The organism is Marinobacter bryozoorum, assembly GCF_023156245.1.
Taxonomy (GTDB): Bacteria; Pseudomonadota; Gammaproteobacteria; order Pseudomonadales; family Oleiphilaceae; genus Marinobacter; species Marinobacter bryozoorum.
This window is the reverse complement of sequence record NZ_JAKZAH010000050.1, coordinates 1-21,739: the sequence shown is the minus strand read 5'-3', so window position 1 is coordinate 21,739 and position 21,739 is coordinate 1. Positions and strand designations below refer to the sequence as shown.

Genomic DNA, 21,739 nt, shown 5'->3' with positions numbered 1-21,739 from the left:
AATCAGTGGCAGCTTTCGCGTGGAATGGGTGGCAGGCTTCGTCTGGAATCAGTGGCAACCTTGGTCTGGAATACGCAACCGGACCAGCACATTGATATCCAGCCCTTTCATTCGCCAGAGGCTCCCGCTTTAATCGCCTCATCCATTTCTTCGACGGTTACAGACCGCCCTCCACTCTTGATCCGTCCTTTCAGCGCCATCAGGTCGCCCTTGGCCACAGAGACCCGGATAGTCCCATCGTCGTCGACGATCCAGGCGAGCTTGTCACCCCGCTGAACATCCAGGGCCTTCCGGATTTCTCGGGGAATGACCAGCTGGCCTTTTTCACTGACGGTAGATTCACCCTTGATCATTTTCTCAACCTCCCGGTCGGTTCTTTCGTTCTATTCAGTGCAGTCTCTTACTTTTGGTAAGCCAACTGGTAAGAATAGCGGCGGGACTGTCCTTCTTGTGGTTTATTTGGGTATAGGCACCGAAATGGGTAAGCCAGGTGCCGAACAAGGACCGAAGTCGGGCTTGCTCCCTTTCGAATACCTCCATCTGATAAGGCATCAGGAAAGAATCAGGCACTACCCCTGGCTCAGACACGCTGTATGATTTAAAAGAAGTGCTCAGAACACTGGTCGCCAAACACGACCGCATTCTCTTGTGCCTGGACGAGGCGCAACACCTGGTAACCCGCCCGGAGTTTGAAAACCTAGTCTTTTTCCTTCGTACATTCTTTGATCAGAACCGTCAGCGGGTCAGAGTGATGTATACCGGGTCAAGCAGAGATGGGTTACGGAAGTTGTTTAACAAGCGAAAAGCCGCGCTTTTTCAGAGTTCCTCACAAATGGAGCTACCGCAACTTGGCTCCGGATTCGTTGTGCATATGCGCCAGTGCTACAAACAGGCTACCACGCACGACTTTTCTCTGCGGGATGGGCTGGTTGCCTTCAGCATGCTTAACTATGTGCCGAGAGAGTTTCGTTCCGTGCTCGAGATAATGATCCTGAGCGGTTCCATTGACATCATCAATGAGGCCGCCAAAGCTCGGGATGAACAGATAGAGGATGGCAATTACCCTGCCACGTGGAACTCTCTCAAAGGCATTGATCAAGCACTACTGACCTGGATCGCCCATGGAGGAGTCGGGCTATACCAGGAGGCCTGCAAAGACTACATCGCCAATCACCTTGGTATCGACGCTAGCCAGATTGAGACGCACCAAATCCAAAATGCTGTTAATCGGCTTCGCGGTGAACACTTATCACTGGTGTCTCATGGCAACTATGAGTTTGAGGATGCCCGCTTTCAGGAATGGATCCAGGTTACCACTGACCCTCCAGCCTCTTTGTGCCAATAGGCAACGAACAAAATTCACCCTAACCCGGATTTCTCATGGGAGGATAAAAGAAAGCGGCTGAAAGTGTTATAGTTTCAGGGCCTTACACCAAAAACCAACACCAACCGCCGCTCTCCAAAATGGTACCTGAAAAACTGACCTTTACGCCACTCTCCCGCCGCCAGATTGAAGCCGATTTTTCCGGAGGGCACATCACCTCCGATGCGGGATTGCTCCTGCTACGGGAAGTCGACAAGCAACATCGCCTGACTCGCCGTCTGGCCTCGGTGCTCCCTGATCCGCGTGATCCAGCCATGGTTCGACACCAGCTGGAGACAATGCTCCGTCAATGGGTCTTCGGTGTCGCTGCCGGGTACGAGGACCTCAATGACCATGAGGCGCTGCGCTTTGACCAGGCCCTGCAAACCGCTATTGGCGAGGATGCTGACCTGGCCGGCAAGTCCACACTGTGCCGGATGGAGCAGCGGGCGGATCGCCAGGCGATGGTGAAGGCCCACGAACTGCTCTGGCACCACTTCATTGAACAGCATGACGAACCGCCGAAGGAGATCGTGCTGGATTTTGATGGTACCGATATCCCGGTGCACGGGGACCAGCCGGGCAAGTTCTTCAACGGCTACTACGACCACCACTGCTATTTCCCGCTGTATGTGTTCTGCGGTCGCCACCTGCTGGTCAGTTACCTGCGCACCAGCAACCGTAGCGACAGCCGCCATAGCTGGGCCATTCTGGCCTTACTGGTTCGCTTTATTCGCCAGTATTGGCCGGACACCCGGATCGTGTTCCGGGGTGACTGCGCGTTTTATCGACCCCGGACCCTGAGCTGGTGTGATCGAAACAACGTCGATTACATCGTGGACATCAGCAAGAACAGCCGCCTGCTCAAGGAAGTGGACGTGCCCATGATGCTGGTGCGCAAAGCGCACCGGCAGCTGGATGAAAAGGTGGCACAGACCTTCCGCTTCCAGTACCAGGCCAAGTCCTGGAAATACCCTCGCTGGGTGGTGGCGCGTCTGGAAGAAGGCGAGCTGGGCTCCAATCCCCGGTTCATCATCAGCTCCCGTTACGATGACGGCTTCAAGCTCTACTACGAGCAGTACTGTGCCCGGGGTGACATGGAGAACCGGATCAAGGACCAGCAGCTGAGCCTGTTTGCCGACCGCACCTCCAGTACTCACTGGTGGACCAACCAGTGGTGACTGATCCTGTCGGGCTTCGCCTATACCTTGTTCGAGCGGTTGCGGCCCCACCTGAAGAAGACCCCGTTCGAGCGCATGAGCGCCAGCACGCTGAGACTGAAGCTGATCAAGGTAGGTGCCGTCATCATCCGCAATACCCGTCGTATCCGGGTGTTGATGAGCGATAGCTCCCCCTACAAGGATGAGCTCTCGGCCCTCGTCAGGCGACTGGTCCCCACCTGAATGAGCGGGCGCCCCCGGCCCGACTCAATGGGGGAAAGGGGGAGGTGTGTCTGAATGGCGGCAATTGATCATATATTAAACAATCTGGGCGGCACCAACAGATCTTTGACGATATCTCAGCCTGCCCACGAAGCTTGCTGAGGTACTATGAGAAATCCGGGCTAGCTTTTACGTTCAAACTGTCTGATGCTAACCAATTACTTATTTACTTATATACCTATTTACTGATTTACACATTTACTCAAATAAGCAAAGCATTAATCCTTTGAAGTTGCCTGCTTTATGCTGCTGACCACTTTGTCGATCATGTCTTCCTGGTAATAGACGGTATGAACGCTGCGGGTTATCCCAGTGTACAGAGAGCTTATGATCTTGCTCCGTGTGTGTGGCGTTTTATAGTCGCCGTAGCTAATGTCTGAGGTGAGGACGACGTTATCAAATTCGCGATTCTTGGCCTCTTCGACGAGCCCAACTCGAATCGCTTGAGGGCGGTCGGAAAAAGCTTTAGATAGTGAGGTTTCAAGGTCGGCTTTTTGAAATCCGCGCTCAAATGCCTGGTAGAGGCTATCAACGATCACTCCTTCCTGTTTCCGTAGTGCCTGCCAGTTGTTACAGTTGAACGTGTGAACATCCGTATTCAAGTGCGCCTTCCCATTGTAGATTTTCAGGGCGCCATCGATGGCTCCTCGCAACTTTGACGGAGGCGTCATTAGGCGAAAAGGTATGCCGGCACTGGCTAATCGCTGAACAATTGAAAAAACACTCCAGATCCTTCCGCTGAGAATAGCTGTTTTCCCTTTCAATGTGGCGACGTGAGTGAGTGTGCTCTGATCTAAGCGTGCGTATCGACGTTGCTGTGTTCGTTTCTCGGGATTTCCTATAAAGATAGAGCCTTCATACTTTGGATGATATTCGAGTACCGTGTTGAGCAGGTCGCTGACGTTGAACCCAGTTCGCACGGAGTGTTGAAAGGTGTGAGGGCGCACCTTCTGGGCCCTTCGTCCAGGATCTCCGGTTCCCAAGTATTGGAAGCGGTCACCTAGGCTAATCGCTGTGAGCGTGCTTGAATCGATAAGTCTAAGCATCGCCGGCGGTACATCATGACCTTCATCGAAAATGAGGTGGGTGACATCACCAGCGTCAAGCGACCCATCATTGAGATCCAACCACTTCATAAGATGGTAGCTGCGCACGGGCAGGTCAGAGAAGGCTTGCGGGGGGCGCATAATAGCCTCCCACAAGGCCTGAGCCGCATGCACGAGTGCCCAGCGTTCCGCGACTGTCGGAAATAGTGATAACAATTTCCTGGGAAGAAGCTTTAAATCAAAGTGTTCTGATTTGCCGTAGCAAAATTTTCGAACCAGGTCTGCTGCCAGCTGGGCGACACGCTCCGGTGTCTGGTTTTTAATCTCAGGGAAACCCATGTGAGCGCTGATCTCGGACCATCTCCGGTTAAACTTAGGGGAGTATCTCTGGCCCAGTTTGTGTGGGCTGACACCGTGCGCATTGGCGTAAGCATTCCGGACCAGGGCGGCAAAAGTCGAGCCGGCAAAGCCAGGCAAACGCTCTTCGAGAGCTTTTAACTGGAAAGGGGTTGTAGCTACAAGCAAAGTCGTTTTGGGGGACAGGATTTCACCCAAGGCACTGGTCAGAAAGGTTTTACCTGAGCCGGCCAACCCTTCGATATTCATGTGCTCGTCTTTCTCACTCTCTATGATCTGGAGAGCTCGATCCTGGTCATCCTGCAGTCGCCAGGTGTTTCCACTATTTCCCAGGTCTCGCTGAACATAACGAACGGAAAAGTCAGCATCATCATCATGAAAAAAGTTTTGAGATTCAGAGTGAAAGACAAAACCGGCCCGGTAAACACCATCAATAAAATCGTGTACGTCTGGTAGCTGACGCAGGTTATTCACCGCTGTTTTCCGGACTTGCTCAGCCCCGTCTGGGCCAGCCTGAGAGGCATCCTCAATGAGCTGCTCAATCACTCTGGCCATCAGCTTCCTGGAATTTTCTTTCCATCCAGATTTGTGTGCCGCAATCAGAGCGAAAAGCACAGCGCCTTGCTCCAGGTCGAGGGATTGGTGTGACCGAGAGCCTTCATAGATCTCTAGAGTCACATTCTGCTGAAGAGAAACTTGCATAGTGCAACACCAAACTCATGCGGAATCAGACAGGTAGGCAGTGTACCGCAAGGCTCACCTGTTCAGGTGTTTGGTGGTTAATTTAGCTACGTCATAAAAACATTACAAAATCGTAATTATTGGAGCGGCCTGAGTATTGGACATCTTTTTTTGGCACCCCTCTCAGTCGTTTTCTTCATCGTCATCGACAACCGACGACAATCGTTTTTATACAATTCCTGTCAGTCGAGCGTCATACCGAAAATTCTCAATCTCGCCAGCCCGCACCTTGTCAAAATCAGGGTGATCCCGAAGCAGCATCACGTTTCGCTCTCCAGGAATTAGGGCGCTAGGTACCGACAGGCCCAGAGACTGTTCGCTGGCAATCCAGTCATCACCGATCGCCACCAGGTCAGGGTGGCCGGGTTCCTGCCAATCATCTGGAAGCACAGAATCATCCAGCGTCAGAATCAACTCCTCAGGAACCTCAACTTTAATCCTTTTGTAGGGAGCAATGACCTGGTCAGGAACATGAACAAGCAACTCATAGGCTGCCAACGAAAGGGATTCCGCTAAATAGACAACTCGACTACCAGGAGAATTCCAGCGCCCCCCATATAGAAAAGCCCCCTCTCCAGAAAGCATCTGATCAGGAGTCTCGGCGTATTGGGGATCGCATATCCTGAATAGTTTTGAATCACTCATGAAGGAATTCCATGTCGAATCCGTCCAATCAGGTTCTCTACCTCACGGGCACCATATTCAGTTTGAGCATGTTCTAGTGGCGTTTCACCTTTGAAGGCGTAAGCAGGACTCTTGAGCCAGTGACGGGCTGCCTCTCCATCTCCGTGAAACATATCCGTAGCTAATGCAGCCAAACGCGTATACCGATAAACCCGATCGGACTCCACAGACTCGAGCTTACCGTCCTTCCTCCGACGGCTATAAGTGGCCGATGTAATGTGCAGAAGCTTTAGCATCTCATTCTGACGGATGTTGAGGTACTCAACGAGCCTAGATACTGCCGCCGCAGGAAAACCTTCCATGATGGAATGAACGATGTCCGACTTTCCCTTTCGGTAAGCAGAATTTCTGTCAAAGATGATCTTCACAACCAGATCTTTTTGAGCGCGCAGCTCATCATCGCTAAGCGTTCGCTTTTCAAGCTGAGGCTTAAACACCCTCTTGGCTTCGCTGTGGGATGTATCATTTTCGCCGGACTCTATGGTTATCATTTGATAGTCTCCAGTTCTCCATATGGTAACAGTATAGGCCCGGATATGATTGGAAACAACAGCCTTATCTCCCCTGCATCTCCAGCGGTCCTTCTTCATCAACCGGTACATCTGCCTGTGTTTCACTCGCTTTTCGCTTGCTGCAAGCACCCGATTTAGAGGGTTGGCAGACAAACGTGAAAAATAGCCGAAAAACACTCCCAACCTATTGAACTACGGGTTTTTTGGTCACCCAACCCCCGAATTCATGCCATTCTGGCCGATAAGCGGAACTTGGCCTTGTTGTCGGCCTTGCAGGCTCTACTCGACCGGGGACTGACCTTAGCGGATGCGGATTGCCTGGAAGACGCCGTGCCGAAGCCCCGGCTGGTGTCGAGTGAAGATGCTACGGTGTTGTGGAGCGCTCGGCACCAGCTTTTTAAAAGCCGGTCGCCGGTCACGACAGACAGCAAGGGTGTCTGCCAGGGCGACAATACGCTGAGGGCCTCCGGTCTCTGAAGAAGCGAGGAGTTACCTGTCTCAGTGGAAGGAGAAGTTCCTTAGCTGGCCTCGGAATCCACGTGATGTTGCCTATTGATCTGGTGCAAACCTGGCTAATGTGTAACTGACGCTTGTCTATATGATTAGCTTGCGATTTACTGTTACTGAATCGTCAATAGCAGGACAGTTAGATGGACCCACAAACCCCTCGAGATCAGTTTCCTTTCACCAATGCCCGGGTAGCAAGACGTTGGCGCAAGTTGCTGGATGAGCGCCTGAAAGACCTGGGGGTTACCCAGGCTCGCTGGTTCACCATGATCTGCCTGCAGCGTGGTGGTGGAGGCCCCCTCTGGCAGGATAGTTGGCACTGGTGTTCTACAACGGCCTGCTTTACTTCGCCACCAGCAAGAAAGAGAACATTTTCTATTCGCTGTATCTGATTTCTGGGCTGGTATGGATCGCGCTTTCCTACGGGCTGATTGCCAAAGCCTTCAATGCCTATGGCGATGCCGTTTTTGTGCTCAACCTGTCGCTGATCACCATGCCGATCTTCCTGATACTGTTTATGATGGCGATATTCGAGACGCGGAAGTTCTACCCTACGGAACACCGGATTCTGCAAGGGATGCTGGCTTTACTGGTGGTCACGTTTTCATACGGCCTGTTCGATATTGCAATGGCCTTGAAGCCTGCGAGCAGTCTTGCAGCGCTGATGATGGTGGTGACCTTTTCAGTAAGCATCTCCCTGTTTCGCAAGGGGCATCCTCTGGTGAAGTTCTTTCTTGTCGGCCATACCTTCTTTGTGGTGTTCAACGGGTTTGCGGTGATCTACTACAAAGGATTGATCGAGCCCAGTTATATCAACAGTCACGGTGTCGGGATTGGCATCGTACTGGAGGCGCTAACGCTGGCGTTCATCATCTCTTACCGGATAAAAGTGCTGGAAGATATCCGCTCTAGGCAGGGTGAGCTCAAACGGCAGGCGGCCACCGATCCACTTACCCGGCTCTATAACCGACGGCATTTTATGACAGAGGGTGAGTATATGGTTGAGCAGGCGAGGGCAGCCGGGCAATCGCTCTCAGTTATTGCTCTCGATATTGACCATTTCAAAGCGGTAAACGACACCCACGGCCATAATATCGGTGATCTGGTGTTGATGAATATGGCAGACATTTTCCGGCAGTTCAGCCGGGACCAGGATCTGGTCGCCCGATTTGGCGGTGAAGAGTTTGTTATTCTTCTGCCCGGTGCGGATTATGCAGAGGCCCGGGGCTACGCCGAACGTATTCGTAAGGCCGTTCAAGCACAGTCCGTTGAAGGTGTCGATGGGAGTGCTGTGCGGGTTACGGTCAGCCTGGGGCTTACAGAAGTGAATGCCGCCATGGAGTCAGTGGAGAGCGCCCTCAACCGGGCCGACAAGGCATTATATGAAGCCAAGGCCTCGGGCCGAAATTGTGTTTGTTATTTTGAGGCAATTGCCTGTGGTTGAGTTTGGGCGGAACCCTGCTTCGGCCATTGGTTTTGCTCGGATAAGGCACCTGCAAAAGCTGTGGGTTGCTGGACTTGTAAACTCTGAGATGTCTAGAGATCCGAAACTTTCAACAATCAGCAGAGGTTCGAAACCGGGCTGTAAGGTCCCTCATTGAAAGCGCTTCCTGTTTCAATGCCGCGCTGACCTCCCTGCTGCCAGCGACACTCTGGGCCAGCGTTGCCGCGTGGGCGTCAAGCGCGGAGGACCGGTGGCCAACCCGGTCGATTTCCTCACGTTGAAGCCTCAGCGCATCATTGATGGTGGCGCTGCGAAGCTCCAGATCCGAAAACCGATGGTTCATGGAGATCAGGTGGGCCTTCAGTTCCTCCAGCGTCTGGCGATTACCGAGTCCGGCGTCTTTCATCTCTGAAATTTGATGCTCAACGCCCTCAACGACTTCAACCAGATTCCCTACCCACTGGCGGATTTCTCCGGTGGAATCGGCAGTGCGCTTTGATAGCGTGCGGACTTCATCAGCAACAACCGCAAACCCGCGCCCGTGTTCGCCCGCTCTTGCTGCCTCTATCGCAGCATTCAGGGCCAGCAGATTCGTCTGCTCCGCTATGTCCGTAATCACGTCAATAACCTTTTCGATCTTGAGCGTTGATTCCGTCAGCTCGTGTATGGACCCGGAGACCCGAGCAATGACTTCCACCGTGTGCTCCGCCGCGGTTTCACTCTTTCTCAGACCGGACTGAATATCCGCGTTTGCACTGACCGCTTCCTGGATGGTCTCTCTGGACTCGCCGGTGGATGCCTCGATCGCGGAGGCCTGATCGGCAATTGCCTTCATTGAGTCAGTCACATCCTGAATCTGGCGCTGGGTAGTTTGGGAGGCGGACTCCAGCTCTTCGGCCTGGGAATCAAGACGCGCCGATCTATCATTGACGCTTTGTGACGCCACCCGGATATCGCCGATGAACGCCTCAAACCGGCCCACCAGGCTAACCAGGGCGGCAGCAACCCCCGCCACTTCATCCGACCCGGTCAGTTTCGGGGTATTGGCGAGGTCCGAACACTCATCCATCAGGCGAAGATCCTGTTCGATACGCTGCAGCCGGATGATCACGAGTTTTCTCAGCCATAGGGCCATCAGCACAATGGCCAGCAGAAAGACGATGAAGCCGGTGATCAGAGACACCTGCTGACTGCCGAGATACTCCAGCAGTTCGCTGGATTCCTGACCAATCCGGGCACGACTGGCCACCTCCCGCTCACTGATGCTCTCAAGCATTGGCGACAAGGCAGGAAAGAGCTGAAAATCCACCGTTTTACCTGCCTGATAGTAGCTTTTCTCGCGGATTCCCTTCCCCAGTTTTTCAAGGTACAAACCTACAGGCTCATAAACACTCTCATGTTCCTCGGCCCACTGGCTCAATTGCGCATTCTGTTTAACAGCGCTCCACTTGGCGGGAATCGACTCTGATAGTGCGGCGAATTCCTCCTCGATTTCATCCCAAAGCAACAACTGGCCCTTGATCTTGAAGGAAAGATCCTGCAAATGGCGCAGATCCTGTTCCAGATCGCTCAGCAACCAGGATTCTGTCAGGCGATTCTGTATCAGTTGTTCTGCGGCGTCTTCCGCCTTGATGATGATTGACCAGGACAACAGGGCAACAGCCGAGAGCGCAAAGACCGAAAGAAATGAAAAGAAGAGAATCCTACTGCGAACCGTTCTGAGCATAGTGCCCCCATCATCGAATGAGGACCCGATAGTGAACATCGATTGTGACAACCAGATTGCAAATTCCTGGAGGCAAGCTATTTTTCGGCAGAAATTTGGCGAGATCCCTTCATTAAAGGAGTTAGTGTCTCTTAACAAAAGTTCGTCGAATCAATTGCAGCTTGGGGTTATTGCAGCATCGATGGAGCTACTGCAATGGGTCGACCCGTTATTCCTCTGATCATTACAGACGAAGAACAGGATGAGCTTAGCTCGTGGGTCCGTCGCCGGCAGATGCCAGCAGCCGAGCAGCAACGCGCACGAATGATCCTGTTGAGCACCGAGGGCCTGCCGGGGAGAGTGATTGCTGAGCGAGCGGGCGTCACGACAGAAACCGTCAGTAAGTGGCGTAAGCGGTTTGAACAGTTCCGGGTGGCGGGCCTGACAGACGCCCCGAGAAGTGGTCGGCCCCGCAGTATTGATGATGAGAAGGTGGCAGACGTTATCAACAAAACGCTTCAATCCAAGCCCAAGGATGCGACCCACTGGTCTACCACGCTGATGGCCAAGGAAACCGGGCTCAATGCCATGGCAATCAGCCGAATCTGGCGGGGGTTTGGGTTGAAGCCTCATCGCCTGGAGACCTTTAGCTCTCAACCGACCCCCACTTTGTGGCCAAGGTTCACGACATTGTTGGGCTGTATATGAATCCGCCTGACCGGGCTCTGGTCCTGTGTGTGGACGAGAAAAGCCAGATACAGGCATTGAACCGCACTCAGCCAGCGCTTCCGCTGTCGTTTGGCTACTCCGAAACCAGAACACACGACTACGTTCGTCACGGCACCACGACCCTGTTTGCAGCCCTGGACGTTGCCACGGGCGAGGTTATCGGACGCCTTCGCAAAGGAGACACTGCGCTAAAGAGTTTTTGACCTTTTAAAAAGAGATTGACCGGGAGGTTCCGGAAGATTTGGATATTCACCTCGTCATGGACAACTACGGCACCCATAAAACGGAAAAGGTTCGGGCCTGGTTTGCCGCCCGGCCCCGGTATCACGTTCATTTCACGCCAACAGCAGCGTCGCACCACTCGCGAGCTGGAGGCCTCCATTAAAGACTACCTGGCACGGTACAATGACGATCCCAAACCTTTTGTCTGGCGCAAAACAGCGGATCAAATTATTCAATCAATAGTGCGCCTATCTATCCGACAATAAGACGAACGTTTTTTAAGGGACATCATGTCCAGTATTACGGCATACCTGCAATACGCCTGTCACATATCTTGCACATCATGTCTGGCGTAAGTTCGTAAATTGGCACAACCGGATGTGAACCAACTGAATCAGCAGGTAGGGAACATGCGAGGGAAAGACGCAGATTACACCTCTACTGCATATTCCGGCCCATCGTGACCGCCCATTCCGTTTGAACGTGACCGCCTGTTCCGGGCGATCGTGACCGTTCATTCCGTTTGAACGTGACCGATTTTGGACGGTTTTCCGGAATCGCCGGTCACGATGCCGGAATCATCGGTCACGTTCCTCCGGAATCCCTTCCAACACGCTGGAATTCTTCAACTTTATCCGGCATACCCCTTCCTTTTTCATCACGAGGAAGGGCGGATGCCGGCAGCGAGGATTTCCATGCGACAGATCATCGAGGTCTTGCGCCTCAAGTACGAAGCGGGCCTGAGCCATGAGCGTATTGCCCGTGCCTGCGGGCTCTCCAAGGGCGTGGTCGGCAAGTACGTCAGCCTGGCCACCGCGCAGGGCATCACCTGGCCGTTGCCGGAAGGCACGGATGAAGCACGGTTAGAGGCCCAGCTGTTCCCGGCTAAGACGACGCCCGAACGCTTTGCCGAGCCCGACTACTTCCAGATCCATCAGGAACTCAAGACCAAGGGCGTGACCCTGCAACTGCTCTGGGCTGAGTACGTAGAGCGCCACGGCGACAAGGCTCGTCGGTACAGCCAATTCTGCCATCACTACCGGCTCTGGCGCGGCCGGCAGCGACGCAGCATGCGTCAGGTCCACCGGGCCGGTGAAAAGATCTTTATCGATTACTGCGGCCCCACCGTGCCGGTGGTGGACCGCAGCACTGGCGAGATGCGCAAGGCCCAGGTCTTTGTGGCCGTGCTGGGTGCGTCCAGCTATACCTTCGCCGAGGCCACCTGGAGCCAGTCCCTGCCGGACTGGATCGCCTCTCACCAGCGGATGCTGGCGTTCTACGGTGGCGTACCGGAACTACTGGTTCCGGACAACCTCAAGGCAGCGGTCACCAGAGCAGACCGATACACGCCCCAGATCAACGAGACCTATGCGGAACTGGCCGCCCATTACCAGACGGCGGTGTTGCCAGCACGCCCCTACAAGCCCAAGGACAAGGCAAAAGCGGAAGCCGGCGTGTTGCTGGTTGAACGCTGGATCCTGGCCCGGTTACGACATCAGACGTTCTTCTCCCTGGCCGAGCTAAATGCAGCCATCACCGGGCTGTTACCGGCCCTAAACAGGCGCCCGTTCCAGGGGCGCTCCGAGAGCCGCCAAAGCCTGTTCGAAGCACTGGACCGACCCGCGCTCAGGCCGCTCCCCGCAACGCCCTACGTCTACGCCGAGTGGCGCAAGGCACGACCGGGCATCGACTACCACATCGAGATCGACAAACGGCTGTACAGCGTGCCTCACGCACTCGTGGGCGTGAAGCTGGATGTTCGGGTGACCGATACGTCCGTGGAGGTGATGCACAAGGGCCAGCGGGTCGCCCTTCATTCCCGTCACGGCAAGGGCCGCTTCGTCACCCTGACCGAGCATATGCCCAAGTCCCATCAGGCCCACCAGAACTGGTCACCGGGCCGCTTCCTGAACTGGGCCACGGACATCGGCCCCGCCACGCTCGACGTGGTGCAGCGCCAGCTCAAGGATCGTCCTCATCCCGAACATGGCTACCGGGCCTGCCTGGGGCTGTTGAGCCTGAGTCGACGTTACAGCCGTGATCGGCTGGAGCAAGCCTGTGCCCGGGCGTTGTCCATCAACTCGGCCAGCTACCAGAGCATCACCTCGATCCTGAAGCAGGGTCTGGATCAGTTGCCTCTGCCACTGACCGAGGAAGAACCGGAACTGGCCGATCTGCCCGTTCACACCAACGTTCGCGGCCCCCGCTACTACCACTGATCCCGGAGACACTGATGTTGACTCAAAACACTCTCGACACCCTGCGCCAGCTTAAACTGACCGGCATGTGCGATGCCCTGGAACAACAACGGGCACAGCCCGACACCCACGACCTGGCGTTCGAGGAACGCCTGGCCTTGCTGATCGACCGGGAGGTGCTACATCGTGAAAATCGCCGTCTGGATCGGCTGCTGAAGGCGGCCCGGTTGCGGGTCCCTGCCTGCGTGGAAGACGTCGATTACCGCCACCCGAGAGGGCTGGAGCGCTCCCGTATGGCGGGGCTGGCCAGCTGTGACTGGATCCGCCAATCCCTGAACCTGTGCATCACCGGCCCGACCGGTTGCGGCAAGACCTGGCTGGCCTGCGCCCTGGGCAACCAGGCCTGCCGGCAAGGGCTCTCGGTTCGCTACTTGCGCGTGCCGCGCCTGTTCGAGCAGGTGCGCATCGCCCACGGCGATGGCAGCTACGCACGGTTGATGAACCAGTTGCTGAAAACCGACCTGCTGATCCTGGACGACTGGGGTATGCAGAAGGTCACGGCACAACAACGTCAGGATCTGATGGAGGTGATCGAAGACCGGCACGGGCGAGGCTCAACGCTCATCGCCAGCCAGTTACCAACCGAACACTGGCATGACTACATCGGCTCCGCCACGCTGGCTGACGCCATCCTGGACCGGCTCCTGCACGGGGCTCACCGACTCAATCTGAAGGGGGAATCACTGCGAAAAGCAAAAGCACAAAATGCGGAATCGGTTGACCCATCGTGACCGCTCAGAGTACAAAACTCACTCCAGCGTGATGGCCGTGTGCAAATCGGTCACGATCCCCGGACTGACCGGTCACGTTCGCCGGAATACGCATCTACGCCCCACTCACATCCAGAAGTGACAGATATGCAGAATTGCCTCAATCAGGAACTGAGACGCTTATTAACGGAAGAGACAATTACAACCCTCTTCCAGCCCATCGTAAATATAGAAAGAAAGTCCGTTTTTGGTTATGAGGCTCTCAGCCGTGGTCCCTCGGCCAGCAGTCTGCACGGAGCCCAGCTGCTGTTTGAAACCGCCGAGCGCTGTGGTCTGACGTCAGAGCTTGATGGCCTCTGCCTTCGGACGGCTGCACGAAGCTGGTCTGGCCAGGGCACACGGCTGAAACTCTTCGTTAACGTCAGCCCGGCCAAATTAATGCCACCGGAGTTCAGACCCGCACATTTGCAGGAGCTTCTTGAGACAAACCGACTGAAGCCGTCAGACATTGTGATTGAACTCTCGGAACGCTATCCCACCGTAGATCCGTCCGAGCTTCTGAAAACACTGTCCTGGTTGAAGGAGCAAGGGTTTCTGATTGCCATTGATGATCTTGGCAGCGGATATTCCGGACTCAAACTGTGGTCGGAGCTGAAACCGGACTTCGTTAAGATCGACAGGCATTTCATCAGAGACATACAGGACGACCTGGTTAAACGGGAATTTCTCAGGTCCGTTGTGGATCTGTCGGATCGTCTGGGCTGCAGACTGATTGCTGAAGGAGTGGAAACCGAGGCGGAATTCCGGGTTGTTGCAGGACTGGGCATATCGCTGGTCCAGGGCTTTCTGTTCGGTCGGCCCAAACAGATTGCGACCGCCTGCCTGAATCCGTTGGGCGTGCAGCCCTCACCTACAATCAAAGTCTCCCGAGAGGAGACAGCTGGCTCCCTGATCAGCCAGATCGAGCCGATCACCTCCGACTCAACTCTGCAACACGCCTGGGAGCGTCTTCAAAGTGAGCCAAGCACGTTCTCGCTGCCAGTAGTGGATAATGGCCGCCCCCTTGGTCTGCTTCATAAGTGGCGGGTTCTGGAAACGTTCAGCACGCCTTATGGCCGCGCACTGTATGAAAAGCGCCAGGTTACCCAGATGCTGAGCTCCGATGCCCTTATCGTGGACTACAACACACCACTGGATGAAGTCAGTCAGCGGTTGATCGACGACGATGCCCACTACCTCAAGCAGCACTTTGTTGTCACACACAACGACCGGTATGTCGGACTCGGATCCACCCGTATGCTGCTCAAACAGATTACTGCAAGAAAGATCGAAACAGCGCGCTATGCCAACCCACTGACCCTTTTACCGGGCAACGTCCCCATTCAAAAGGCTCTGGCTGCGCGGACAGAAGAGGGACTTCCCTTCATTCTGGTTTACTTTGATATCAATATGTTCAAGCCCCTCAACGACCTGCTTGGCTACCGTGTGGGTGATCAGGTCATCCTCTTGCTCGCCGACCTGCTGCTGGAGTTCTTTCACGGCGACGGCGACTTCCTAGGCCATATTGGCGGGGACGACTTTGTCGTAATCAGCCCATCGCCCCTTGCCATTTCCAATGCCAAAGCCCTGCAAGCACAATTCGTCGATCAGACCCGGCGTTTTTATACCGATACTGTACTGCAAAACGGTTTCGTGGAATCCGAGGACAGAGGCGGGCACATCAATCGCTTTCCACTGGTATCCCTGGCAGCGGGCATTGTCCAAGTGGGCCCAGATGACCAGCGAACAGCCGATCAGATCTCCGACGCAGCCAGTTACGCAAAAAAACGGGCAAAGGCCTCTGCGGGGTCCTGTTTTATAGATTCACCTAGCCCCCCCATGCCATCTCGCCTCGCGGTGAGCTCCGCTTCAAGACCATTCAGGGCAACATGAACACCGATGTTTTCCTCGGTTTCCTCAAGGCTCTGGTGCAAGACGCTGACAAGCTGGTTTTCCTGATCCTCGATAACCACCCGGTCCATCATGCTCGTCGGGTTCGAGACTATGTTGAGAGCCTCGACGGCAAGCTCAGGCTGTTCTTCCTGCCGCCGTACTCGCCTGAGCTGAATCCTGATGAGTCTGTTTGGGGCTATATCAAATACCACCCCGTTGGTAAAAAGATCATTAACAGCAAAGAACAACTTCGGAGCATTGTTTGCCGGCAGCTTCGGCGCTTGCAGAAACTGCCACGGTTATTGAAATCGTTTTTTGGTCATCTGGACCTGGCTTATATCTCCGGGTGATGTTCGCTTACTTTATTTCGGATTAGTGCCTCGAATTTCCAGATGAAACAGCGCTGCCACAACGGCAGTCAACGCTACCAGATAAACGGTCACCGGCCCGGTATCCATCGGCGGAATCAGACCAGCGTCCACCGGCCAGAATCGCAGGATGAACGCCACCGGAACCCCGATGGCGGCCAGCCACAGCCCGACAATACCGGGGCGCATGAGGGTTACAGCACCACCCGGCGCTGCTGCCAACCCTCTACTCCGGGCGTTGATCTTCGCAGCACACGCCATGCCGCCCAGCGTTGCCGAAGGGCGATTGAGAGGGCACCGATTGCTGGCGTACCCATTATCGTAACTGTCGGGATCGCCGAGTACCTACCCGGTAAAGGCGTCAATGATGCCATATGTCGCGCTGACGCGATGCTCTACCAGGCCAAGGCGGCGGGCCCCAACCGGGTTATTACGGAAGCCCGCGAGCTCGTCTGACCCGACCGGCGCCACCCATTGACTAGCGCGGCATCATCCGTACTCCCGTCAGCGTGGTCGCCAGAGGCGACGGCTTGCCCAGATAGAACCCTTGCGCATAGTTGATGCCCAGTTGCCGCAGTTCGTCCAGGATTTCGCGGGACTCCACATACTCGGCCACTGTCTTCAGCCCCATTTCCTTGCCAATATTGTGGATAGACCCCACCATCACCCTGGCGGTTGAATCACTGCAGATATCCCGCACAAAAGCCCCGTCGATTTTAATGAAATCCACAGGCAGGTTCTTGAGGTAACCGAACGATGACACTCCGGAGCCGAAGTCATCCAGGGCGAACTGACAGCCGATAGCCTTGAGCCGCTCGATAAAGGTAATGGCGCTGCTCAGGTTGGCGATGGCGTTGGTTTCAGTGATCTCGAAACAGATCGACTCCGATGGCACCTTACAACGCTCTATACAATCAAGGACAAACGCCAGAAAATCGCTGTCGGTGACTGAGTCCGCCGACAGGTTTATGGAGTAGTGCCCGGGCTGGCCACCCGATCGTCTCGCGTTGTCGCCAATCCACGCCAGGGTGTTGGCCACCACCCAGCGATCAATCGACGATGCCACGTTGTAACGTTCTGCAGCCGGCATGAAAGCGCCGGGCGGAATAATGTCCCCTTTCTCGTCCAGCATCCGGACCAGTACCTCATAGCGCGGCACCAACGCGTCTTTCACATTCAGTGGCACTATCGGCTGCACATAGAGTCTGAGCCGATCCTCATCCAGGGCGCTGCGAATGCGGTTAACCCACTGCATCTCTCCCTGGCGCGCGAGCAGTTGGCGATCATCGGGCTGGTAGACGTGAACCCGGTTACGCCCAGCGTCCTTGGCCGAGTAACAGGCCGCATCCGCCGCGCCCAGCAGGTTGCCCAGACTGTTTCCCAGCCCATCTAGAGGAACCAGGCCAATACTGACACCCACGGCGAAGGTTTTGTCCTGCCACGAGAAGCGGAAATCCTCCACCAGCGCCCGAATGCTCTCTGCTACCTGCAGAGCTTCCGTAACATTGCACTTATGGAGTATCACACCAAATTCATCCCCGCCAAGCCGCGCCAGGAGGTCCGAATCCCTGACTCGGCTGCGAAACAGCGAGGCCAGTTGCCGCAACAGCTCATCACCCGCAATGTGCCCACAAGTGTCGTTCACGATTTTGAACTGGTCCAGGTCCAGATAGCAGAGCACATGCTCATCGGTACCGCCTGAGCCTTCCTTCAGCAATGACACCAAATGGCGCTCGAATTCAGCGCGATTGATCAGCCCCGTCAGGGCATCGTGCGCGGCTTGGTGAGTGAGTTCACGGGCCAGCTGACGGATCCCGGACACATCACTGAACGTCAGCACCACACCAATCAGCCTGCCCTCGGGATCCCGAATGGGCGCCACCGACTCCTTCACCGGTATCAGCCCACCATCGCGCTTTCGCAGTGCGTAGTGATGTTCGACGGCCTGCCGGGGAGCGGCTCCGGATTGTCGGAGCGCCCGTGTTACCGGGTTTGGCAGGACAGCGTCATTAGACTCATCGACCAGTTGGTAAATGTCGGACAGGGGGAGCCCCTGTGCCTCCATATTCCACCAGCCCGTCAGTTGTTCCGCGATGGGGTTAAGGAACCGGACACGGCCTGCCTGATCCGTGGTGATAACGCCATCGGCAATTGACGCCAGAGTAACCTGAGCCAGGTTCCTTTCATGGGAAAGCTGATCTTCAATACGCCGGCGCTCGGTGATATCCCGCAGGATGCCGGTGAAATGGTCCCGGTTTCCAATCGCTTCCCGGCTGACGGTAAGCTCAGCCAGAAAGGATCCGCCATCCCAGCGCCGACAGCGTACTTCCTTTTTAATTTCACCGCCGGGGCTGGGCAGCAGTTCAGCGGGCTTCCAGTCGGAGTCGCCAAGAAGGCTGCTCAATTTCAGATCCGTAGCATGGGCAGGCAGTGCAAAAAGTCGCTCCGAGCCCGGGTTAAAGCTGGTCAGGGTGCCGTCGGAGGTGAACGTAATAATGCCATCGCGAATATCCCGCACGATGGACTGAGTGTTCTGTACAGCCTGTCCCAGCGCACGGATCACCTTATTGTACTGGTTTGCGATCTGCCCCACTTCGGTGAACGGTTCAACAAGAACCTCACTATGGAAATCGCCGGCACGGGCATCTCCCTCCATCGCCTCCAGCAGTTCGATCAGCTCGGTGCGGGTGCCGTGCTCAGAGATATTCAGTCCAAGGCGCTCCGCCTCCGGGTCCACCCGCAGCGGGAACCGGCGGTTGATCACCTTCAGCAGCACATAGGCGACCCCAAAACTCCACAGGCCGCAAACCACAATACCCTGCAGCTGAACCAGCAACTGGTCATATCTGTCGAGCCCGGTAGCCAGTACATCAGGGTCACCAAACAACGCCACAGCAAGGGTGCCCCATATCCCTGCCGCCAGATGTACCGGCACAGCACCTACGGCATCATCAATCCGCAGACGAAGCAGCAATGTGTCAGCGGCCATCATCACCAGCCCACCGATCCCGCCGATGAGTATCGCCTCAGGCGCCGAAATGGCATCGGCCGATGCAGTGACCGCCACCAACCCGGCAAGCAGACCATTCATCGGCTGCATGGCATCTGTGTAGCCTCTGAGCTTCCAGGTAACCAATAACACCGTGATAACACCGGTGACGCCACCAAGCAGCGTGTTGACGATGATTCCGGGAACGGCCGCGTTCGCCGCCAGCGTACTGCCGCCATTGAAGCCAAACCAGCCAAAAAACAGCAGAAGCGCACCCAGCATCGCCATGGGCAGGTTTGATCCCGGCATGGATCGCCCCACGGCAGCCTGGTCGAACCGGCCAGCGCGCGGGCCGATCAGCAGCAAGACGGCCAGTGCCACCCAGCCACCAACACTGTGCACAACCGTTGAGCCGGCAAAATCCACAAACCCCAGCGCGCCGAGCCAGCCGTCGCCACTGGCAAAACCACCGGCCCAGGCCCAGTGCCCGAATACCGGGTAGATTAGCCCCGCCACCAGGCAGCCGAGAATCATATATATACCGAAGCGCAGACGCTCCGCAGCAGCCCCTGAAATAATGGTGACAGCCGTGGCGCAGAACATGGCCTGAAAAACAAAGAATGCAGAAAGCCAGGCGTCGGATTCTCCCACGGCTGGCAGGAAATGACTGCCTCCCAGCCACCCCAGATAACTTGCCCCGAACATGATGCCAAAGCCGTAAACCCAGTACAGCAATACTGCCAGGGCGAAATCCGTCATGTTCTTCAGTGCAACATTGATGGCGTTCTTGCTACGGGTCAGGCCCGATTCCAGACACAGAAACCCCAATTGCATGTTGAATACCAGGGCGGAACACAAAACCAACCAGAAAACATCAATTAACGGCATATCCATAGGAGCGATCTCCAACCACAGGAACAACAAACCACTCCCTGGTTACAGACAAACGGCCGGGTAATGCTTCCCTTAAACCCGCAAGCTCGAATCCGCTTGAAGCAAAGCAATATCCAAGCCATATGAAAATACGATGCACCGCACATAGCTACAGGCTTTCGCACACAGATAGGGCGCTAACGACCCCGTGGTGCGAATACCGCTCCATTTCGGTGCGCCCAAAACGGAAAAGTCGTCGCTTCCGAGTGGCTATCGCTGGCACCCATGTTGCAAATGCAAAGAGTTGCATACTCCGGAGGATCATATATGCAGTTGTCACGCCTGATGTTCCCCAATTCTGTCGGACGAAAAGAACTGATTCGAACCCTCGAACGCCTGACCGAAAGAGACTGGGACCTGACCATGGAATTTGGTGGCGATACGCACAACCAGGACCTCCACCGAGCCCTGAATCGGTTCATGCGCCCCTTTCCTCCGCCTCACTGAACATCGCCAGCGCGGTTGAGGAAATGGCAACCACCATCAAGCATGACCTGAGTCACAACACCCACGATATGGCGGAGTTTTCCACCGGTGTTACGGGCGCGGTTTTTCCGTTGTGGCAGGGGAAGTGCGTAGCGTAGCCTGTCCCACCAGACAGCGGAAGCGACCGACCGGGTCCAGGACATGGTAAGCCAGGCCCAGGCGGGTATTAACAAGGCCGTGGCAGGGGTAGGCGACGTTCGCCGCACCATGGCACAGGGCCGTGAGCAGGCCGAAACCACCCGGACACAGATGGCCAGGGCCCGGGAGGCCATGGAGCAGCTGGACGGCCGGATACGCAGCGTAGCTGCAGCTACAGAAAAGCTGGGGTACACCGCCAGCAACGTCAGCTCAGACGTCCAGCAGGTGGCCAACATTGCCCCAAGCCATGACCGAAAAGGCGGCAGAGGTTAGCCAGAATGGCGCTAACCTGCATACGCTGGCTGACGAGCTTCTGACGTCTATCGGAACGTTCCGTTTTGATGCCCATCGCATGGCCCGGTCAGCAACCAAGGAACTGACACGGGAGCCCGCCGTCTTTGGCCTTACCCGCCTCCAGCTGGAGCCGGCACTAAAGCGGGCGCTCAACCGTCATGATTTCTTTGAGCTGTTTTACGTCACTGACATGAAAGGTCAACAGATCAGCGACAACATGGCATCGGACGGATTTACCGCCGGCTACGGGGGAACCGGTTTCGGTCATGACTGGTCCGACCGCGACTGGTTCAGGCGCACCTCGGGGGACGGCGAAACCTGGGTTACCCCGGTCTACCGGTCGGCAGCCACTGGCGGCTTCTGCTTCACCGTTGCCAGCCCGATCCGGGACCGGAATGGCAAGGTTGTTGCCATTCTCGGTGCCGACGTGAGCCTGGAGAACTGTATTCGGGGAGCCCGCCGAATTTGGAAAAAATCGTACGCTAAGGTTTGTCAGGCGTTCGAGGATAGGATTCCGGGATGCCTGCACCATCTGCCACTCCCTCAATTCCCTGTTCATCCATTAACCCCGTATTAGCGGGCCTCGCGGGTGTGCCACAGGCGCAGCAGGTAGATTATTTCGCCAACAATCTCGTAACGCATCTCGTAATGCCCGACCAGTATCCGCCGCACATCACGAGGCTCGAACTCTTCCAGGCGCTCGCCGATGCGCGGGTTAGTCAGTAGCGTGGTTGGCGCGGCCGTGAGTTGCTGCACCGTCCGTGCGGCGGCGGGCTGGTTCACCGCCGCCAGGAACTCATAGAGCCTAGGAGTCTGCGCGGCAGGAGACACCTTCTGGCATAATGCGTAAAAATTCTTCATCACCGGAGAATCTGATGG

17 protein-coding genes and 3 pseudogenes are annotated in these 21,739 nt (G+C 55.7%); 12 read left to right on the top strand and 8 right to left on the bottom strand.

Annotated features, from left to right (window positions below; genetic code table 11):
- Positions 1 to 107: 107 nt before the first annotated feature.
- A complete protein-coding gene (locus MLC59_RS17910; protein ID WP_248236890.1) occupies positions 108 to 353 on the bottom strand; it encodes an AbrB/MazE/SpoVT family DNA-binding domain-containing protein in 246 nt (81 codons plus the stop codon).
- A 254-nt stretch (positions 354 to 607) separates the two neighbouring features.
- Here MLC59_RS17910 and MLC59_RS17905 point away from each other — a divergent pair, with 254 nt between their 5' ends.
- Together MLC59_RS17905 and MLC59_RS17900 are read left to right on the top strand one after the other, a co-directional pair.
- A complete protein-coding gene (locus MLC59_RS17905; RefSeq protein ID WP_248236889.1) occupies positions 608 to 1,345 on the top strand; it encodes an ATP-binding protein in 738 nt (245 codons plus the stop codon).
- 119 nt (positions 1,346 to 1,464) lie between these two features.
- A pseudogene (locus MLC59_RS17900) lies at positions 1,465 to 2,766 on the top strand (IS1380 family transposase).
- A gap of 257 nt (positions 2,767 to 3,023) precedes the next feature.
- On the opposite strand, the gene MLC59_RS17895 reads toward MLC59_RS17900, so the two are convergent.
- From MLC59_RS17895 to parS, 3 genes are all read right to left on the bottom strand, one after another.
- Complete coding sequence (locus MLC59_RS17895) at positions 3,024 to 4,910, bottom strand: DEAD/DEAH box helicase family protein (RefSeq protein ID WP_248236888.1); 1,887 nt, start codon at positions 4,908 to 4,910, stop codon at positions 3,024 to 3,026.
- Between the two features lie 207 nt (positions 4,911 to 5,117).
- Entirely contained in the window at positions 5,118 to 5,594 is a 477-nt protein-coding gene (locus MLC59_RS17890) for an RES family NAD+ phosphorylase (protein WP_248236887.1), read from the bottom strand.
- On the bottom strand, positions 5,591 to 6,124 hold the full coding sequence (gene parS, locus MLC59_RS17885) for a type II RES/Xre toxin-antitoxin system antitoxin (protein ID WP_248236886.1): 534 nt from the start codon (positions 6,122 to 6,124) through the stop codon (positions 5,591 to 5,593). Before parS ends, MLC59_RS17890 begins: the two co-directional genes overlap by 4 nt.
- A gap of 671 nt (positions 6,125 to 6,795) precedes the next feature.
- Between parS and MLC59_RS17880 the strand changes: the two are divergent.
- Positions 6,796 to 6,948, top strand: a pseudogene (locus tag MLC59_RS17880) (MarR family transcriptional regulator); the annotation flags it as partial.
- 26 nt (positions 6,949 to 6,974) lie between these two features.
- Positions 6,975 to 8,096, top strand: a complete 1,122-nt coding sequence (locus tag MLC59_RS17875) for a GGDEF domain-containing protein (RefSeq protein ID WP_248236885.1) — start codon at positions 6,975 to 6,977, stop codon at positions 8,094 to 8,096.
- 109 nt (positions 8,097 to 8,205) lie between these two features.
- Here MLC59_RS17875 and MLC59_RS17870 read toward each other — a convergent pair whose 3' ends face one another.
- A complete protein-coding gene (locus tag MLC59_RS17870) occupies positions 8,206 to 9,822 on the bottom strand; it encodes a methyl-accepting chemotaxis protein (RefSeq protein ID WP_248236884.1) in 1,617 nt (538 codons plus the stop codon).
- Between the two features lie 195 nt (positions 9,823 to 10,017).
- Here MLC59_RS17870 and MLC59_RS17865 point away from each other — a divergent pair.
- The 5 genes and pseudogenes from MLC59_RS17865 (at position 10,018) to MLC59_RS17845 (ending at position 16,002) form a co-directional block, all read left to right on the top strand.
- Positions 10,018 to 11,018 (top strand): annotated as a pseudogene (locus tag MLC59_RS17865) (IS630 family transposase).
- 408 nt (positions 11,019 to 11,426) lie between these two features.
- Positions 11,427 to 12,971: an IS21 family transposase gene (gene istA, locus MLC59_RS17860; protein ID WP_248236882.1), complete on the top strand. Its 1,545-nt coding sequence runs from the start codon at positions 11,427 to 11,429 to the stop codon at positions 12,969 to 12,971.
- Positions 12,972 to 12,985: 14 nt separating this feature from the next.
- Positions 12,986 to 13,741, top strand: a complete 756-nt coding sequence (gene istB / locus MLC59_RS17855) for an IS21-like element helper ATPase IstB (RefSeq protein ID WP_248236880.1) — start codon at positions 12,986 to 12,988, stop codon at positions 13,739 to 13,741.
- Positions 13,742 to 13,867: 126 nt separating this feature from the next.
- Positions 13,868 to 15,652 carry an EAL domain-containing protein gene (locus tag MLC59_RS17850; protein ID WP_248236879.1) on the top strand — a complete coding sequence of 595 codons (1,785 nt, stop codon included), beginning with the start codon at positions 13,868 to 13,870 and terminating at the stop codon, positions 15,650 to 15,652.
- Entirely contained in the window at positions 15,649 to 16,002 is a 354-nt protein-coding gene (locus MLC59_RS17845) for a transposase (RefSeq protein WP_248236877.1), read from the top strand. Before MLC59_RS17850 ends, MLC59_RS17845 begins: the two co-directional genes overlap by 4 nt.
- Positions 16,003 to 16,014: 12 nt before the next feature.
- Here MLC59_RS17845 and MLC59_RS17840 read toward each other — a convergent pair whose 3' ends face one another.
- Together MLC59_RS17840 and amt are read right to left on the bottom strand one after the other, a co-directional pair.
- Entirely contained in the window at positions 16,015 to 16,242 is a 228-nt protein-coding gene (locus tag MLC59_RS17840) for a hypothetical protein (RefSeq protein ID WP_248236873.1), read from the bottom strand.
- 256 nt (positions 16,243 to 16,498) lie between these two features.
- Positions 16,499 to 19,903, bottom strand: coding sequence for an ammonium transporter (gene amt, locus MLC59_RS17835; RefSeq protein WP_248236871.1), 3,405 nt, complete (start codon positions 19,901 to 19,903; stop codon positions 16,499 to 16,501).
- A gap of 306 nt (positions 19,904 to 20,209) precedes the next feature.
- On the opposite strand from amt, the gene MLC59_RS17830 reads away from it, so the two are divergent.
- The 3 genes from MLC59_RS17830 (at position 20,210) to MLC59_RS17820 (ending at position 21,437) form a co-directional block, all read left to right on the top strand.
- Positions 20,210 to 20,389 carry a hypothetical protein gene (locus tag MLC59_RS17830; RefSeq protein ID WP_248236869.1) on the top strand — a complete coding sequence of 60 codons (180 nt, stop codon included), beginning with the start codon at positions 20,210 to 20,212 and terminating at the stop codon, positions 20,387 to 20,389.
- Positions 20,390 to 20,569: 180 nt separating this feature from the next.
- A complete protein-coding gene (locus tag MLC59_RS17825; protein WP_248236867.1) occupies positions 20,570 to 20,839 on the top strand; it encodes a hypothetical protein in 270 nt (89 codons plus the stop codon).
- Positions 20,802 to 21,437 carry a PDC sensor domain-containing protein gene (locus MLC59_RS17820; protein ID WP_248236865.1) on the top strand — a complete coding sequence of 212 codons (636 nt, stop codon included), beginning with the start codon at positions 20,802 to 20,804 and terminating at the stop codon, positions 21,435 to 21,437. Before MLC59_RS17825 ends, MLC59_RS17820 begins: the two co-directional genes overlap by 38 nt.
- On the opposite strand, the gene MLC59_RS17815 is transcribed toward MLC59_RS17820, so the two are convergent.
- Positions 21,434 to 21,721, bottom strand: a complete 288-nt coding sequence (locus MLC59_RS17815; protein WP_248236891.1) for a type II toxin-antitoxin system RelE/ParE family toxin — start codon at positions 21,719 to 21,721, stop codon at positions 21,434 to 21,436. The genes MLC59_RS17820 and MLC59_RS17815 overlap by 4 nt on opposite strands.
- Positions 21,722 to 21,739 lie beyond the last annotated feature (18 nt).